Origin of the sequence: Micromonospora sp. NPDC048898, assembly GCF_043198035.1 — a bacterium.
In the GTDB taxonomy this organism is placed as follows: domain Bacteria; phylum Actinomycetota; class Actinomycetes; order Mycobacteriales; family Micromonosporaceae; genus Micromonospora.
Genome location: NZ_JBICUF010000025.1, coordinates 55,670 through 71,570, shown reverse-complemented (window position 1 = coordinate 71,570; position 15,901 = coordinate 55,670). Strand labels below are relative to the sequence as shown.

The 15,901-nt window shown below is 72.3% G+C and carries 16 protein-coding genes; 6 read left to right on the top strand and 10 right to left on the bottom strand.

Going from position 1 to position 15,901, the window contains the following annotated elements; translation table 11 throughout:
- Positions 1-137 precede the first annotated feature (137 nt).
- On the bottom strand, positions 138-1,280 hold the full coding sequence (locus tag ACGFIQ_RS34405; RefSeq protein WP_393250211.1) for an acyl-CoA dehydrogenase family protein: 1,143 nt from the start codon (positions 1,278-1,280) through the stop codon (positions 138-140).
- Positions 1,277-2,386: a M24 family metallopeptidase gene (locus ACGFIQ_RS34400; RefSeq protein WP_393250209.1), complete on the bottom strand. Its 1,110-nt coding sequence runs from the start codon at positions 2,384-2,386 to the stop codon at positions 1,277-1,279. Before ACGFIQ_RS34400 ends, ACGFIQ_RS34405 begins: the two co-directional genes overlap by 4 nt.
- Positions 2,387-2,585: 199 nt before the next feature.
- Here ACGFIQ_RS34400 and ACGFIQ_RS34395 point away from each other — a divergent pair, with 199 nt between their 5' ends.
- Positions 2,586-3,953, top strand: coding sequence for a glycosyl hydrolase family 18 protein (locus ACGFIQ_RS34395; protein WP_393250207.1), 1,368 nt, complete (start codon positions 2,586-2,588; stop codon positions 3,951-3,953).
- A gap of 37 nt (positions 3,954-3,990) precedes the next feature.
- On the opposite strand, the gene ACGFIQ_RS34390 is transcribed toward ACGFIQ_RS34395, so the two are convergent.
- The 5 genes from ACGFIQ_RS34390 to ACGFIQ_RS34370 all read right to left on the bottom strand — a co-directional run bounded on the left by ACGFIQ_RS34390 (position 3,991) and on the right by ACGFIQ_RS34370 (position 7,406).
- A complete protein-coding gene (locus ACGFIQ_RS34390) occupies positions 3,991-4,878 on the bottom strand; it encodes a winged helix-turn-helix transcriptional regulator (protein WP_393250205.1) in 888 nt (295 codons plus the stop codon).
- Positions 4,879-5,114: 236 nt separating this feature from the next.
- Entirely contained in the window at positions 5,115-5,765 is a 651-nt protein-coding gene (locus ACGFIQ_RS34385) for a hypothetical protein (protein ID WP_393250203.1), read from the bottom strand.
- A gap of 14 nt (positions 5,766-5,779) precedes the next feature.
- Positions 5,780-6,670 carry a WXG100 family type VII secretion target gene (locus ACGFIQ_RS34380; protein ID WP_393250201.1) on the bottom strand — a complete coding sequence of 297 codons (891 nt, stop codon included), beginning with the start codon at positions 6,668-6,670 and terminating at the stop codon, positions 5,780-5,782.
- Positions 6,667-6,993, bottom strand: a complete 327-nt coding sequence (locus tag ACGFIQ_RS34375) for a type VII secretion target (RefSeq protein ID WP_357523766.1) — start codon at positions 6,991-6,993, stop codon at positions 6,667-6,669. The genes ACGFIQ_RS34380 and ACGFIQ_RS34375 overlap by 4 nt, the downstream gene beginning before the upstream one ends.
- Positions 6,990-7,406, bottom strand: coding sequence for a hypothetical protein (locus tag ACGFIQ_RS34370; protein WP_393250199.1), 417 nt, complete (start codon positions 7,404-7,406; stop codon positions 6,990-6,992). The genes ACGFIQ_RS34375 and ACGFIQ_RS34370 overlap by 4 nt, the downstream gene beginning before the upstream one ends.
- Before the next feature lie 190 nt (positions 7,407-7,596).
- Between ACGFIQ_RS34370 and ACGFIQ_RS34365 the strand changes: the two genes are divergently transcribed.
- Together ACGFIQ_RS34365 and ACGFIQ_RS34360 are read left to right on the top strand one after the other, a co-directional pair.
- A complete protein-coding gene (locus tag ACGFIQ_RS34365) occupies positions 7,597-7,824 on the top strand; it encodes a hypothetical protein (protein ID WP_393250197.1) in 228 nt (75 codons plus the stop codon).
- Positions 7,825-7,882: 58 nt separating this feature from the next.
- Positions 7,883-8,812 (top strand): 5'-3' exonuclease H3TH domain-containing protein, encoded by a 930-nt coding sequence (locus ACGFIQ_RS34360; protein WP_393250195.1) that lies wholly within the window; start codon positions 7,883-7,885, stop codon positions 8,810-8,812.
- 124 nt (positions 8,813-8,936) lie between these two features.
- On the opposite strand, the gene ACGFIQ_RS34355 is transcribed toward ACGFIQ_RS34360, so the two are convergent.
- Complete coding sequence (locus ACGFIQ_RS34355) at positions 8,937-9,653, bottom strand: isocitrate lyase/phosphoenolpyruvate mutase family protein (protein WP_393250193.1); 717 nt, start codon at positions 9,651-9,653, stop codon at positions 8,937-8,939.
- A gap of 37 nt (positions 9,654-9,690) precedes the next feature.
- Positions 9,691-9,993, bottom strand: coding sequence for a GNAT family N-acetyltransferase (locus tag ACGFIQ_RS34350; protein ID WP_393250191.1), 303 nt, complete (start codon positions 9,991-9,993; stop codon positions 9,691-9,693).
- Positions 9,994-10,122: 129 nt separating this feature from the next.
- Between ACGFIQ_RS34350 and ACGFIQ_RS34345 the strand changes: the two genes are divergently transcribed.
- The 3 genes from ACGFIQ_RS34345 to ACGFIQ_RS34335 all read left to right on the top strand — a co-directional run bounded on the left by ACGFIQ_RS34345 (position 10,123) and on the right by ACGFIQ_RS34335 (position 14,330).
- Entirely contained in the window at positions 10,123-10,818 is a 696-nt protein-coding gene (locus tag ACGFIQ_RS34345; RefSeq protein WP_393250189.1) for a DUF1223 domain-containing protein, read from the top strand.
- Between the two features lie 40 nt (positions 10,819-10,858).
- Entirely contained in the window at positions 10,859-11,263 is a 405-nt protein-coding gene (locus ACGFIQ_RS34340) for an MmcQ/YjbR family DNA-binding protein (RefSeq protein ID WP_393250187.1), read from the top strand.
- A 157-nt stretch (positions 11,264-11,420) separates the two neighbouring features.
- Entirely contained in the window at positions 11,421-14,330 is a 2,910-nt protein-coding gene (locus ACGFIQ_RS34335) for a glycosyl hydrolase (protein ID WP_393250185.1), read from the top strand.
- A 90-nt stretch (positions 14,331-14,420) separates the two neighbouring features.
- Here ACGFIQ_RS34335 and ACGFIQ_RS34330 read toward each other — a convergent pair whose 3' ends face one another.
- The gene (locus ACGFIQ_RS34330) at positions 14,421-15,815 is read right to left on the bottom strand and encodes an endo-1,4-beta-xylanase (RefSeq protein WP_393250183.1); all 1,395 of its coding nucleotides are present in this window, start codon (positions 15,813-15,815) and stop codon (positions 14,421-14,423) included.
- Between the last annotated feature and the right edge of the window lie 86 nt (positions 15,816-15,901).

Here is a 15,901-nt window from a genome sequence, read left to right as displayed (position 1 = left end):
GGGGGGGGGCGGGGGGGCGCGGAAGGGGCGGGCGAGCCCCGCCCGGGGGGCCACCCCCCGGGCAAACGGGCCCCCCGGGGGGGGGGCCCCCGCGGGGGGGGGGGGGGGGGGCCCCGCCGCGCCCCCCCCGGCACTGCTCAGCCCTTCGCCAACGCCCGGGAAATCACCATCCGCTGGATCTGGTTGGTGCCCTCCACGATCTGCAACACCTTGGCCTCGCGCATGTACCGCTCCACCGGGTGATCGGCCACGTAGCCGGCGCCGCCGAGCACCTGCACCGCGTCGGTGGTCACCCGCATCGCCATGTCGGTGGCGAAGAGCTTCGCCTTGGCCGCCTCGATCGCGTACGGGCGGCCGGCGTCGCGCAACCGGGCCGCGGCGAGGGTCAGCGCGCGGGCGGCGGAGATCTGGGTGGCCGCGTCGGCGAGGAGGAAGCCGAGGCCCTGGAAGTCGATGATGGACCGGCCGAACTGCTGTCGCTCCCGGGCGTAGGAGACCGCGTAGTCCAGGGCCGCCTGGGCCAGACCGACCGCGCACGCGGCGATGCCCAGGCGACCGGAGTCGAGCGCGGACATGGCGATGGTGAAACCGGCGCCCTCGCCGCCGATCAGCCGGTCGGCCGGCACCCGCGCCTCGTCGAAGGCGACCTGCGCCACCGGGGAGGCGCGCAGCCCCATCGTCCGTTCCGCCGCCTGCGGGGTGATGCCGGCGGTGCCCGCGTCGGCGAGCAGGCAGGAGATCCCCTTCGGCCCGGGCCCGCCGGTGCGGCAGAAGACGTTGTAGAAGTCGGCCGTCCACGCGTGGGTGATCCAGGCCTTGGTGCCGGACACCAGGTACGCGTCGCCATCGCGAACCGCCCGGGTGCTCAGCGCCGCCGCGTCCGAGCCACCCTGCGGCTCGGAGAGGCAGTACGCGCCCAGCAGCTCCCCGCCGATCATGTCCGGCAGCAGCTTGCGCTGCTCGTCGCTGCCGAACGCGAACACCGGGTAGCAGGACAGGGTGTGCACGCTGATCGCCTCGGCGACCGCGAGCCAGCGGCTGGCCAGGATCTCCAGCACCTGCAGGTACACCTCGTAGGGCTGGGCCGCGCCGCCGTACTCCTCGGGGTAGGGCAGGCCGAGCAGACCGGCACGGCCGAGGGTACGCAGCACCTCGCGGGGGAATTCGGCGCGCTCCTCGAAGGCGGCGGCCTTCGGCGCGAGCTCGCGGTCGGCGAGCTCGGTGGCGAGACCCAGCAGGTCGTGGGCCTCGTCGGTGGGCAGGATCCGGTCGACAGTCATAGCGCGATGAGCTCCGTGGGGGTGGTGTTGAGCCGTTGCACGCCGTCCGTGGTGCAGACGACGATGTCCTCGATGCGGGCGCCGTGCCGGCCCGCCAGGTAGACGCCCGGTTCGATGGAGAACGCCATCCCGGCCTCGATCGGGCGGTCGTTGCCGGCCACCAGGTAGGGCTCCTCGTGACCGTCGAGACCGATGCCGTGGCCGGTGCGGTGCAGGAACGCGGGGCCGTGGCCGGCGGCGGCGATCGGGTCGCGGGCCGCGGCGTCGACCGCCGCACCGGTGACCCCGGGCCGCACCGCGGCGACCGCGGCGCGCTGGGCGTCGTGCAGCACCGCGTAGTAGTCCAGGAAGTCCGCCGGCGCCGGCGCACCCACCACGTAGGTGCGGGTGCAGTCCGAGCGGTACCCCGACGCCATCGTGCCGCCGATGTCGACCACCACCGGCTCGCCGGCGCCGATCGGCCGGTCCGAGGTGCCGTGGTGTGGGCTGGCCCCGTTGGGTCCGGCCGCCACGATGACGAAGTCGACGGTGACGTGCCCGGCGGCCCGGATCGCCGCGGCGATGTCGGTGGCGACCTCCGCCTCGGTGCGACCGGGGCGCAGCCACCGCCCCATCCGCAGGTGCACCTCGTCGATCGCCGCGCCGGCTTCGGCGAGGGCCGCGACCTCCGCCGGGGACTTGCGGATCCGCAGCTCGCGCAGCACCTCGCCGGCGAGGCGTTGCGCGGCGCCGGGGAGGGCGGCGCGCAACGCGAGGACCTGCTCGGCCCACATCCGGTCCGCCAGCCCGACCGCCGCGACCGGCCCGCCGAGGGCGGCGACCACCAGGGGGTACGGGTCGGAGCCGTCGACGTGGTCGACGATGCGCACGCCGGTGGCCGGTGCCGCCTCCGCCGCCGGACGTTCCAGCCGGGGCACGACGAGGGTCGGCTCACCCACGGCGGGCAGCACCAGGCAGGTCAGCCGCTCCCCCGCGTGGGCGTCGTAGCCGGTCAGGTACCGCAGGTCGGAGCCGGGGGTGAGCAGCAGGGCATCCAGACCGGCGGCGGCGGTGGCGCGCTGCGCGGCGATCAGCCGATCGGGCGGGTACAGCTCGTCGATTCCCACCCCATCAGCTTAACGGTCGTTTGGGTAAACCCCCATATCGGCTCCGACGCCCGGAAATCCACAGACGTTGATTGACGCGGACAGTTAACACTCTTTAAGATTTGGCTGCCTCGAGGCCCACCCGTTCCTGCGTCCCGCACCCCCGCCCGCGACAACCCTGCGCGGGTGGCGTCGTTCCCCGCCCACGGGAAGGCCCCCGATGTCCTCACCACTGCGCCGTGCCCTCGCCGCCGGCCTGCTCGCGCTGGCCACCGCCGGCGCCACCCTCACCGTCACGACCACCGCCGCGCAGGCCGTGGTGCTGCCCAACAACTTCAAGAGCGTCGGCTACATGCCCTCCTGGGCCGGCAACATCAACACGATCCAGTACAACAAGCTCACCCACATCAACTACGCCTTCATCCTGCCCAACAGCGACGGCAGCCTGCAGGGGGTCGACGGGGCGCGCCTGTCCTCGCTGGTCTCGCAGGGACACGCCAACAACGTCAAGGTGTCGATCGCCGTCGGCGGCTGGAACGACGGCAACGACTCGGCGTTCGAAGCCCTGGCCGCCAACTCCGGCAGCCGGACCAACTTCGTCAACAACCTGGTCAACTTCGTCAACCAGTACAACCTCGACGGTGTCGACATGGACTGGGAGTACCCCGACCAGGGCGCCTCGGCCAACAACTACACGGCGCTCATGACGCAGCTCGGCAGCGCGATGCACAGCCGCGGCAAGCTGCTCACCGCCGCCGTGGTCTCCGAGGGCGGCAGCGTGCAGGGCGTGCAGACCGCAGTCTTCAACCAGGTCGACTGGCTCAACATCATGGCGTACGACGGCGGCAACCCCCACGCCAACTACGACTGGTCGATCAACAGCATCAACCTGTGGAAGGCGCGTGGTCTGCCGGCCAGCAAGGCGGTGCTCGGCATCCCGTTCTACAGCCGCCCGGTCTACTACAACTACTCGTACATCGTCGGCCTGGACCCGGCGAACGCCAACCGGGACTGCGCCACCATCGGCGGCTCGCAGCAGTGCTGGAACGGCATCCCGACGGTCAAGCGCAAGACGCAGTGGGCGTTGGCCAACGCCGGCGGCGTGATGAACTGGGAGCTGAGCCAGGACACCAGCGGCTCGACCTCACTGCTCAGCGCCATGTACGACACCATCATGGGCGGCACCACCCCGCCGCCGACCGGTCGCACCGGCCAGATCACCGGCCTCGGCGGCAAGTGCGTCGACGTGGCGGCGGCCAGCACCGCCAACGGCGCCGCCATCCAGCTCTACGGCTGCAACGGCACCAACGCCCAGACCTGGACGGTGGCCGGCGACAGTACGCTGCGCGCCCTCGGCAAGTGCGCCGACGTCGCCAGCGGCTCCACCGCCAACGGCGCGAAGGTCCAGCTCTGGGAGTGCAACGGCAGCGGCGCCCAGGTGTGGCAGGCGCAGTCCAACGGCACGTTGCGCAACCCGCAGTCGAACAAGTGCCTGGACGTCACGGACAACAGCTCCGCCGACGGCACCCGGCTGCAGATCTGGGACTGCTTCGCCGGCGCCAACCAGCGCTGGACGCTCCCCGCCTGACCGGACGGCCCGCCCGGTCCCCGGCCGACGCCCAGCGTCAGCCGGGGACCCGCGCGTGTGCGCGGGCCAGGGTGAGCATCTCCTGCACCGAGCCGGCCGGGTCGGTGACCGGGAACTGCACGGCACGCACCACCGCCGCCGGGTCGACGAGCAGCGTCAGCCGCTTGAACCGGGTCGCACCACCGGCCCGGAAGACCGGCAGCAGCAGCCCCGCCGCCAACCGGCCGTCCTGGTCGGACAGCAACGGAAACGGCAGCCCGGCGTACGCGGCGAAGTCGGCGAGCTGGTCCGGACGTTGGGTGCTGATCCCGTGCACCCGCACACCGGCGGCCGCGAAGTCCGAGTGACGCTTGGCGTACGTGCTCGACTCCAGGGTGCAGCCCCGGGCGCCGGGGATCTCCGCCCAGCCCGGCGGATAGCCGGGCGTCCCCGGCGCGTACGCCCCGGGGAAGAGGTAGAGGACCGCCCAGGTGTCCATCGTCGCCAACGCGACCGGCCGACCGTCGGCACCGGGCAGGGCGACCTCGGGCAGTCGCCGCCCGACCAGGTGGTGCGTCCGGCGCGCCTCGGCGGAGTCGGCGTCGGCCGTGGCGGTCAGCTCACCGTCACCCATGAGATGCCTCGTTCCCCAGTCCTGCAGAGCGATCAGCACCGGCAGCAGCCCCTCGCCCCGAGCGGTGAGCAGGTAGTCGTAGCGCGGTGGGTGTCGCGAGTAGGACCGGCGCTCCAGCACCCCGTGCTCGACCAGGGCGGCGAGGCGTTCGGCGAGCGCCCGCCGGCTGACGCCCAGCTCACGTTGCAGCGCGTCGAAGCGGGTCGTCCCCCCGGCGACGTCGCGCACGATGAGGAACGTCCACCAGTCCCCCAGTACGCCGAGCGCCTGCGCGATGCCGCAGTCCGCATCGGCGAGATCCTCTCGCCGCACCCGCTACCTCCGTCGGTCCCACCCGACTATAGTGCGTTCCAGACTGGAACTCACTGGTTCGACGAAACGGGGGTCGACGACCTGCGCGTCGACGATCGGGCCCGCGTCTTCTGGCGCTGGCGGACCGCCGGCACGACCAGCATGGTCGCGTCGGCGGTCGGCTCGGTGGCCCTGCCGCCGCCGTCCGTCGGGCGGCGGCGCACTGCGATCACCCGGCGCGCGACGACGCACTGCGATCACCCGGCGCGCGACGACGCCATCCGTAGCGCGGTCGCGGCGTCTGGTGGACCCAGCACGATCCACGAGCCGTCGGCGAAGAGCAGGGCGAGACGCCCGATCGTGCCGCCGGGCAGCGCGTCGAGGCGGACCAGCGACTCCAGACCCACCTGCCAGGCCACCTCCAGTGGCACGTCCCGGTCCACCGGGCCGGGCCCCTGCCAGGCCGCCCGCACCTGGTTGGCCGCCGCCGCGAGGCGATCCCGCAGACCGCCGCCGGCGGGTGACTGCGTCGGGGCCGGTCGAGCGCCCTGGCGGCGCAGCACCAGCACACGACGGTTGGTCAGCGCCAGCACCTGGGCGACAGTGGGCTCCGGCAGCCGCTCGTCCAGCCCGACGCCCACCGAACCGGGCGGGCCGCCGAGCACCCCGTTGCGGGCCGCCTGATACCACTCCACCCCGGGCCCGGTGGCGGCGGTCACCCCGACGGCATCCCAGGCCAGCCCCTCCGCCACCCGCAGCGGGTTCAACTCGGCACGGAACACCTCCCCCGCCGAACGCCGGCCCGGGACGCGGGTGAACCAGCACGCCTCCCGCAGGGCCTCGCCCGGGGCCAACACGACCCCCACCTGAGCGAGCAGCTCCGCTCGACGCGCCGCCTGCTCGTCCATCGACCCTCCCCGCGTCACGGCGCCCGGTCGGCTGCCGGGTCCGTCCAGGAACTCACCGTACGCCGCCAGCGACTGCCGTCGCCGTCGTCACCGCCGCGGCGATCCTCGTACTCGTCGGCGGAGGAGTTGATGACCATGTCACCGACCGACTCCAACCCCTCGCCGACGATCGACCCGTCCAGCGGGGTGGCGAGCTTGATGCCCATCTTCAGCAATGCCTTCGGGCCGTACAGCTTGTTGATGGTCCACGCGGCGATCTTGCCGACGGTGCCCAGCGCCTTGAGGGCCTCCATCATGGCCTTGTACGCCTCCAGCGCCCGGTGCAGTTGCGCCAGGATCCGGGTGGTCCGGCTGACCGCGATGCCGGTCTCCGCCGCCGAGGCGACGGCGGCCGCCGCCTCGGACGCACCGGCGGTGATGATCGCCAGCGCCTGCGCGGCGAGCCAGGTGATCACCAGCCACTCGACCAACTCCCGGATGATGGTCCGGATGATCTCCTCGCAGTCGCGCAGGTCCATCGCGGTGTCGCCGAGGCTGTCGGCGGTCCGGGCCATCTCCGCGGCCGCCGCGTCCAACCCCTGCACCAGCGCGTCGATCCGCCGGGCGTACGCCTCGGCCGCCTGACCGGTCCACTCCGGACGCAGCGCGTCCAGGCCCTGCCGCTCCTGCTCGGCGACCTGCCGCAGCTGGGTGGCGGCGTTGCGCCAGGCACCCGCGTGCGCGTCGAGCTGGTCGGGGTCGCCGACGCACAGCTCCAGCAACTGCAGCAGCGGCCAGACGAACGGGTAGAGCAGCGCGTCCAACCCGGTGTTGAGCGCCTCGGAGGCGGGGCTGGTGACCTGGTCCCAGGTGTCGCGGGCCTGCTGGTAGCCCTTGGCGACGTCGACGGCGCCCGGCTGGCTCATGACCGCTCCGGGTACTGGCTGGCCAGGTGGTCGGCGTTGCCCGAGTCGGTGTGCTCGTACGCCTCGGCGTTGGCGTGCAAACCGTCGGCCAGATCGTGCAGGTACTGGACGAGCGCCTCCAGCGAGGTCACCTCGTCGGCCACCCACCCCCGGTAGCCGGCGTCCAGGCCGGCCATCTGCCCGATCACACCGAAGAGGTTGCCCTGGGCGGTGGCCGACTCGACGGTGCGGGCGGTCGACTCGGCGGCCCCGGCCACGGCCTCCTGAGCAGCGGCCGCCGCGCGCAGCGCCGCCGGCTGGACGGTGAAACCGTCGCCGCTCACCGACGCCGACCGAACTGGTCGTCGGCGGAGTCGAGCTGCTCCGCGGCCGCACGGAACCGGCCCTTGTCGACCGCCCGGTCGACCATCGACCGCACGTCGACGGCCCCGCCGGTGGCCGGGCCGATGAGTTCCTGGACCACCTCGGCCTGCCGCCGCCCGGCCTCGGCCGCCGCCGCCCGCTGGGTCGCCACGATGCGCTCCGCCAGCTCCTGCGGCCCCAGCCGCAACGCCGAGGCGCTCAGCGTGAGCCGGACCGGCATCCCCCCGGGTGCCACCACCGCGACGACGCCCTCCGGGGACCGCGCCTCGCCGTACAGTCGCTCGGGGTCGTCACCGAGCTCGGCCAGCCCCGCGAACCGCTCCCGCGTGTCGGCCACCAACCGCCCGAACCAAGCCCGGGTCTCGTCACTCACACTCACCGTCACCCCCGTCAGAACCGTACGAGCGACGAGCGTACCGATGCCGGTCCAACCTGGCTGTCCCGTGGCGCGGCTCGGCGTGCGCGCGGATCCGCCAGCGCCGGGGTTTTCCCCATCGAACGGCGAACGGGGCCATAGCCTGGATCCGGGAACGCCCGCGCGGGCACCCGGCCGGGAGGATCACGTGGCAACGAACGAGGCGAACCGGACGGCCACCCGTAGACGCCGTCAACTGTGGGCCGGGGTCCTCGCGCTCGTCGGCCTGGTCCTGCTGATCATCGGCGTCACCGTGGCCGACGGTGTCGCGGCCTGGGTGGAGGTGCTGGTCGCGATCGTGCTGCTGGTGACCAGTTACGTCGTGCAGCACCTGGCCCGGCGGGCGACCGTCTACCGGCACGACGAGCGGCGCTGACACCGCCGACGGCCGGGCGTACCCCGGATCGTCGGGGGCCTGTGCCAGGCTGTCCGGCGTGGCACACCGACCCCCGATCCTGCTGATCGACGCAGCCAGCCTCTACTTCCGGGCCTACTTCGGCATTCCGGAGTCCGCCGCGCGCACCGCGGACGGCACCCCGGTCAACGCGGTACGCGGCTTCCTCGACATGCTCGCCACCCTGATCCGCGGGCGCGGCGCCGACCGGATGGTCTGCGCGCTGGACCACGACTGGCGTCCCGCGTGGCGGGTCGACCTGTTGCCGTCGTACAAGGCGCACCGGGTCGCCCCACAGGGCGGCGAGATCGTTCCGGACACCCTCTCCCCGCAGGTGCCGATGATCCTGGAGGTGCTGGCCGCGGTCGGCATCACCGCCGTCGGCGCGACCGGCTACGAGGCCGACGACGTGCTCGGCACGCTCTCGGTCACCCAGCCGGGGCCGGTCGAGGTGGTCTCCGGCGACCGGGACCTGTTCCAGCTCATCGACGACACCCGGCCGGTCCGGCTGCTCTACGTCGGGCGCGGCGTGGCCAAGCTCGACGACTGCGACGACGCCGCGGTGCGGGCCCGCTACGGCGTGCCGGCCGACCGCTACGCCGACTTCGCCGCGCTGCGCGGTGACCCCAGCGACGGGCTGCCCGGCGTGGCGGGCGTCGGCGAGAAGACCGCCGCCCGGCTCATCGAACGCTACGGCAGCATCGCCGGTATCCTGGCCGCGCTCGACGACTCCGACTCGTCCTTCGCACCGGGCCTGCGCACCAAGCTGGCCGCGGCACGCGACTACCTGGCCGTCGCGCCGACGGTGGTCCGGGTCGCGCTGGACGTGCCGCTGCCGGAGCTGGCCACCGCGCTGCCGACCGCGCCGGTCGACCCGGACCGGCTGCTGGACCTCGCCCAACGGTGGAACCTGGCCGGCTCCGCCCGCCGCCTGGTCGACGCCCTCGCCGCCCGCGCCGACGCCACCTGAACGCCGGGTTCACCGCGCCCGGTCCGCAGCGCAGGGCCACGGGCGGGCTTCAGCCGTGCACGTCCGGGCCACGGGCGTGCACGGCCTCAGGCGCGCAGCCCCGAGCTTCAGCCCCGGCCTCGCCTCAGGCACGCAGCCTCGCCGCGAGGTCGCCGATCGCGCCCATCGCGTACCGCTGCATCCCCGGGCCGAAGGTGATGCGCGTCGCGCCCTGGCGGCCCAGCTCGGCCACCGACTCCCGGTCCGGGTCGGCGGCCATGTTGAGCGGCCCCGCGATGCCCTCCCGCAGCGCCGGGAGCACCGCCAGCGGCGCCAGGATCGGGTAGACGCAGTCGGCGCCGGCCGCCACGTAGAGGCGGGCACGTTCCACCGCGTCGGCCGGGTCACCCGTCCCGACCAGGAAGGTGTCGACGCGCGCGTTGATGACGAGCGCGTCGCCCGCCTCCGCCCGCACCTCGGCCAGCCAGTCGGCGTGCCGCCGCGGGTCCTTCAGCGTGCCGTGCCTGTCGGAGTCCTCCAGGTTGCAGCCGACGGCACCGGCCTCCAGGAGCCGTCCGACCAACTCACCAGGGGCGAGGCCGTAACCGCCCTCGACGTCGGCGGACACGGGAACGGACACGGCGCGCACGATCCGCGCCACCGCCGCGAACATCTCGTCCGGCGGTGTCGCGCCGTCCTCGTACCCGAGCGAGGCGGCGACCCCGGCGCTCGGCGTCGCGAGCGCCGGGAAGCCGGCGTCGGCGAACACCCGGGCGCTTGCCGCGTCCCAGGGGCCCGGCAGGACGAGCGGGTCCCCCACGGCACGGCCGTGGTGCAGGGCGCGGAAGGTGGACGCGGTCATCGTGGGGCTCTCCCGAAGCGGTGCGGTCAGACGATGCTTACTTGATCTTCCGGGTGGTCCGGACCACGATGCCCTCGTACTCCGGGTGCTTGACGACCCAGTCGGCGAGGAACGGACAGATCGGCACGACCGTCCGTTTCCTGGCCCGCGCGTCGTCCAGCACCGCCCGGGCCAGGGTCGACCCGACACCGTTGCCCTCGAACGCCGGGTCGACCTCGGTGTGGGTGTAGGCGATGATGCTGCCGGTCAGCTGGTAGGTGACAAAGCCGGCGAGCGCACCCGCCTCGTCGCGCGCCTCGAAACGCTCCCGCGCCGGCGCGTCTGTCACGGTGATCTGCACCCGACCATCCAATCACCCACCCCACCACCGCCCGCCGTGCGGCCGAGGTGAGGTGACGCCGCGCGCATTCTCCGGACCGCAACGGGAAAGGCAGCGCCGCCGGTCGCGACGTGGGAGGAGACGCGCCACATGACGAACCCGTCGAGGGACCTCGGCTTCGCCGTCGTGGAGATGTTCACCTCGCAGGGCTGTTCGAGCTGCCCTCCCGCCGAGGAGGTGCTGACCGAGATCGAGCGCGACGCCCGGGATCGGGGGAAACCCGTCTTCGCCCTCGGCTTCCACGTCGACTACTGGGACGATCTGGGTTGGCCCGACCGCTTCGCGGACGCGGCGTACACCGCGCGGCAGGAGGCGTACGCCCGCGCCTTCGGCACCGGACGGCTGTACACACCGCAGATGGTCGTCAACGGCACCGTCGAGTTCGTCGGGTCCGACCGTCGGCGTGCGGCCGGCGCGATCGCGTCCGCCCTGACGTCGACCGCCACCACGCCGGTCACGCTCACCGCACCGCACCTCGATGGGCAGCGGGTGACGGTGGAGTACCAGACCGCGCAGCCGCCGCAGGGGGCCGTGCTGCACGTGGCGATCGTGGAACGCGGCCTGGACAGCGAGATCGCCCGGGGGGAGAACGCCGGACGGACGCTGCGACAGGACAACGTCGTCCGCGCCTTCACGTCCGTGGATCTGCACGCCGAGCGGGGACGGGTGGAGCTGGCGCCGCCACCCGACCTCGATCCGCGCGGCGCCACTGTCGTCGGCTACGTGCAGGAGAGCGGCAACCGCGCCATCCTCGGTGCCGCCGCCGTCGACCTGTCCACCGCGTAATCTCGGCACATGCTGATCGTGCACGGTGCGGGGGGCCTCGGTGGCTGACGCCGACGACGTACGCCGGGTGGCGCTGGCCCTGCCGCACGTGGTGGAGAATCCCAGTGACGGCTTCGACTTCCGGGTGGCCGACAAGGGCTTCGTCTGGTCCTATCCGGAGCGCGTCCCCGGAAAGCCCCGGGTGATCCGACTCGACATCGCCGTGCTGTTCGTCGGTGACGAGGCCGAGAAGCAGGCGCTCCTGCTCGGCGAGCCCGACCTCTTCTTCACCACGCCCGGCTACCACGGCCTGCCCCTGGTGCTGCTGCGGCTGGCGGCGGTGGACCTCGAGCGTCTGCGCGAGCTGGTGACCGACGCGTGGCGGATGCGGGCACCCGAGGCGCTCCTGGGCGACGTCGACGACGGTGCCTCGGTCGCCGCGACGGAAGCGGGCGCCGGCACCTAGCGACATCGGCACGCAACGGGTTGGACACATTGACGGGGATCTCGGTGCTCCACTACCGTGACCTGTGAGAGCGCTCTCTCACTCGACCTTCCCCCCAATTCAGACGCACCGCGTCGGGCCCGGCAAGGGCCGCATCCCGCCGCGCGATGGAGGCACCATGAAACCTCCCGTCCCCCGCAGCCGCTGGGCCCTGGCCACGGCCACCGCTCTGGCCCTGGTCGTCGGCGGTCTCGCGATCCCCGTCACCCGCGCAGCCGAGGCCGCACCCGTGGGCGCCGGCAGCTACACCACCACCCCGGTTGGCCCCCTCCCCACCGGGTGCGGCGCGATGTCCAGCAACCCCCGGCAGTTCGCCACCGCCAACGCACCGGCCGGGCCGATACCCACCAACGACTGGTGGTCCTCGCTGCTGTGGAAGCGCACCGACTGCTCCTTCAGCGAACCGCTGCACGCCCACCCGATCTCGTACGACACCTTCACCGACGGCCTGGGCTTCTCCGCCAACTCCACGCCCGCCATCAGCGGCACCGCGACCGGCGTCGGCGAATACCACTACCCCTACGTCCAGGACATCCGGGTCGGGGTGGCCGGGCTCGGCGCACCCCAGGTCAGGGTGGACGGCTGGACCGACTGGACGGTCAGCCCACACTGGAGCGACGGCACCCGCACCATGCGCGCCACCATCGGCCACGGGCTGCCCTTCGCGTACTTCCAGGCCACCGGCGGCGACGCGGTGATCGGCACCGCCGGCACACCCGAGGTGTGGTCCGCAGGCGGCGCCACCATCGGCTTCCGGGTCAACGGTCACGACTACGTCGGGTACGCGCCCAGCGGCGCCACCTGGACCGTCGCCGGGGGCCGGATCTCGTCCACCCTCGCCGGCCGGGGCTACTTCTCCGTCGCCCTGCTGCCGCCCACGTCCAGCGCCACGGAACGCGCCGACCTGGCCGCGACCTACGGCCGGTACGCGCACGCCCACGTGACCGGCACCCAGGTCTCGTACGCGTACAACCCGGCCACCAGCGGCCTGACCACCACGTACGCGTTCACCACCACCGCCCGGGAGGGCACCGCCACACAGACCGTGGTCAGCCTCTACCCGCACCAGTGGAAGTCGCTGAGCGGGTCCACCGCGATCACGCCGACCTACCCGTCGGCCCGCGGACGGATGAAGGTGCTCACCGGCGTCAACCAGTTCCGTACCGCCATGAAGTTCCAGGGCATCCTGCCGGAGCTGCCGGCCGTCGGCGACGGCAGCGGTGGTGACCTGTCGACGCTCACCGGGCACCTGGCCGCCGCCCGCGCCAACCCGATGGACCAGCGCGGCAACGACACCTACTGGACCGGCAAGGGGCTCGGCCGGGCCGCCCGCATCGCCGAGATCGCCGACCTGGTCAACGACACCGCGACCCGCGACAGCGCGCTGAACGCCATCCGCGGCACGCTCACCGACTGGTTCACCGCGTCCAGCGGCAAGACCAGCCGGGTCTTCTACTACGACAACAACTGGGGCACCCTGATCGGCTACCCGGCGTCGTACGGCTCCGACCAGGAACTCAACGACCACCACTTCCACTACGGCTACTTCATCGCCGCCGCCGCCACGCTCGCCAAGTTCGACCCGACCTGGGCCACCACCAGCCGCTACGGCGGCATGGTGGACCTGCTGATCCGCGACGCCAACAACTACCGCCGCGACGACACCCGCTTCCCCTACCTGCGGGACTTCGACATCTACGCCGGCCACGACTGGGCGTCCGGGCACGGCTCGTTCGGCTCCGGCAACAACCAGGAGTCCTCGTCGGAGGGGATGAACTTCGCCAGCGCCCTCATCCAGTGGGGGCAGGTCACCGGCGACACCGCCGTCCGTGACGCCGGTGTGTTCCTCTACACCACCCAGGCCGCCGCCATCGCGGAGTACTGGTTCGACGTCAGCGACCAGAACTTCCCCGCCGCCTTCGGGCACTCGACGGTGGGCATGGTCTGGGGCGACGGCGGCGCGTACGCCACCTGGTTCAGCGGCGAGCCGGAGATGATCCAGGGCATCAACCTGCTGCCGATCACCGGCGGACACCTCTACCTGGGCAACAACCCGGCGTACGTGCGGACCAACTACGCCGAGCTGGTCCGCAACAACGGCGGGCCGCCGACGGTGTGGCAGGACATCCTCTGGCAGTTCCAGGCCCTCGGCGACCCGGACGCGGCGCTGGCGAACCTCCGCGCGAACCCCGGCTACACCCCAGAGGAGGGCGAGAGCCGGGCACACACCTTCCACTGGATCCGCAACCTCGCGGCGCTGGGCAACATCGACACCACGGTGACCGGCAACCACCCGCTGTCGGCGGTGTTCTCACGCAACGGCGCGCGCACCTACGCGGCGTCGAACCCGACCGCCGCACCGATCACCGTGACGTTCTCCAACGGCACCACCCTCACCGTGGGAGCCGGGAAGACGGCGACCACCGGGGCGTACACCTTCAGTGGCGGCAACGCGTCCGGCGGCGTACGTCCGACGACCACCCCACCGACGACCACCCCGCCACCCACGACGGCCCCGCCACCCACGACGGCGCCGCCGACGACCACCCCGCCGCCGACGACCGGCGGTCCCACCCGGTACCTGCTGCCCGGGGGTGGGTTGGGCGCCGCCGGCAGCGCGGCCACGACGACTGTCGCGGCAGCCAACGGCAACCACGACGGTACGCCCACCAACCCGCAGGTCTTCACGACGACCGGCCTCAACCTCGCCTACTCCGGTGGGCAGACCGCGGTCGACCTGTTCGTGGATGCCGGGACGGCGGTCGGCAACGGCGTGCAGGTGCGGATCTCCTACGACCTCACCGGCAACGGCAGTTGGGAACGGGTGGAGACACTGCGCTACTTCGCCACCGACCCGGTGCCCGGCTACGAGCACTACACCCAGAGCGCCGGCCTGGCCTCGGCCACCGGCACGTTGGGCACGTTGAGCAACGGCACGGTCCGGGTGGAGATCTGGTCGGCGATCGGCAACAACCCCAGCACCGTGGGCATCGGCAACCAGTCGGTGGTGCGGCTGCCGTACTCCTGATCGGCTCGTGCACGGCGAACGGCCGGTGTGCGGGACCAGGAACGGTCCCGCACACCGGCCGACGGGGACGGGTCGGTCAGGCGTGCTCGGTCAGGAGGCGGTGCAGGTGGGCGTCATGCCAGCCCCGCTGCCGGTGCCCTGGAAACCGAACTCGGCGACCTGGCCGGCGGCGAGCCGGCCGTTGTAGTTGACGTTGGCGAACCGGACCGTGCCGGTGGAGCCACTGGCCGTCGCACTCCAGGTGTTGGTGACACTCGCGCCACCGGGCAACGTGACGCTGACGTTCCACCCGTTCGTGCCGGCCGAGCCGGCGGTGACCTTCACGCTGGCCACGAAACCACCGGTCCACGAGTTCAGTGACACCGACGCCGTGCAACCCTCCGGGCCCGGCGGGGGCGTCGTGGGCGGCGGAGTCGTGGGCGGAGGGGTGGTGGGGCCAGGCGTCGTCGGCCCCGGGGTCGTCGGCGACGGGGTGATGGCGGGGCCGGCGTTGAGGGCGTTCAGAACGCTCGTGTACGCGGCCTTCTTGTTACCGCTGCACTCGAAGAGCAGGGCATTGTCCGACCCACGCCACGAGTCACAGTCGCGCACGCCCCACGTGGTGATGCCGGTGCAACGCGAGACGTTCATGCACGCGCGGGTGACCCCGGCGAAGATGTTGGCCTGGTTGCCGCCGCTCATCACGTCCAGTTCGGTGATCTGCACGTCCACGTCGAGGTCGGCGAAACGCTGCAGATTGGCCTGGTAGTCACTGGACAACGACGTGCCCAGGTGCGACTGGAACCCCACGCAGTCGATCGGCACACCACGGGACTTGAAGTCCCGCACCATGTTGTAGATCCCGGTCGACTTCGCGTTGATCCCGTCGGTGTTGTAGTCGTTGTAACACAACTTCGCACCCGGATCCGCCGCCCGCGCCGCGTAGAACGCCGCCTCGATCCAGTCGTTGCCGGTGCGCTGCAGGTTCGAGTCACGCCGCGCACCACTGTTACCGTCGGCGAACGCCTCGTTCACCACGTCCCACGAATGGATCTTCCCCCGGAAGTGGGTCGCCACCTGCGTGACGTGGTTCATCATCGCGCTGCGCAACGCGCTACCGGACATGTCCCGCGCCCAACCCGGCTGCTGCTGATACCACAACAGCGCGTGGCCCCGCACACTCTGACCGTTAGCCTGCGCGTGCGCGACCAGCCGGTCACCACCTGTGTAGTTGAACCGACCCTGCTGCGGCTCGGTCGCGTCCCACTTCATGTCGTTCTCGGCCACGACACTGTTGAACTCGCGGTTCAGGATCGTCACATACGTGCTGTCGGAGAGCTTCTGCCCCGCGACGGCCGCGCCGAAGTAACGGCCCTTCTCGGCCGCCGACGCCTTCAATGTCGTGCCGGCACTGGCCGTGGAGGTCAGCGTCATCGTCATCCCGGCGGCGAGCGCGCCGGTGGCAGCGACGGTCACCGCCAATCGCAGGACTCTCTTGTGATTCATGCGAATTCCTTGTCTGTGGTGGTTCGGTGATGGAGGTGCAGCGCCCGAAATCCGCTCCTGCGAAGTCGGTGACATCGGCGATGTCG

What these genes read in the sequence shown, in the direction of transcription:
- ACGFIQ_RS34335 (WP_393250185.1), top strand. Translation starts at nt 11,421, where the DNA reads ATGAAACCTCCCGTCCCCCGCAGCCGCTGGGCCCTGGCCACGGCCACC.
- ACGFIQ_RS34355 (WP_393250193.1), bottom strand. Translation starts at nt 9,653, where the DNA reads ATGACCGCGTCCACCTTCCGCGCCCTGCACCACGGCCGTGCCGTGGGG.
- ACGFIQ_RS34345 (WP_393250189.1), top strand. Translation starts at nt 10,123, where the DNA reads ATGACGAACCCGTCGAGGGACCTCGGCTTCGCCGTCGTGGAGATGTTC.
- ACGFIQ_RS34405 (WP_393250211.1), bottom strand. Translation starts at nt 1,280, where the DNA reads ATGACTGTCGACCGGATCCTGCCCACCGACGAGGCCCACGACCTGCTG.
- ACGFIQ_RS34385 (WP_393250203.1), bottom strand. Translation starts at nt 5,765, where the DNA reads ATGGACGAGCAGGCGGCGCGTCGAGCGGAGCTGCTCGCTCAGGTGGGG.
- ACGFIQ_RS34380 (WP_393250201.1), bottom strand. Translation starts at nt 6,670, where the DNA reads ATGAGCCAGCCGGGCGCCGTCGACGTCGCCAAGGGCTACCAGCAGGCC.
- ACGFIQ_RS34330 (WP_393250183.1), bottom strand. Translation starts at nt 15,815, where the DNA reads ATGAATCACAAGAGAGTCCTGCGATTGGCGGTGACCGTCGCTGCCACC.
- ACGFIQ_RS34395 (WP_393250207.1), top strand. Translation starts at nt 2,586, where the DNA reads ATGTCCTCACCACTGCGCCGTGCCCTCGCCGCCGGCCTGCTCGCGCTG.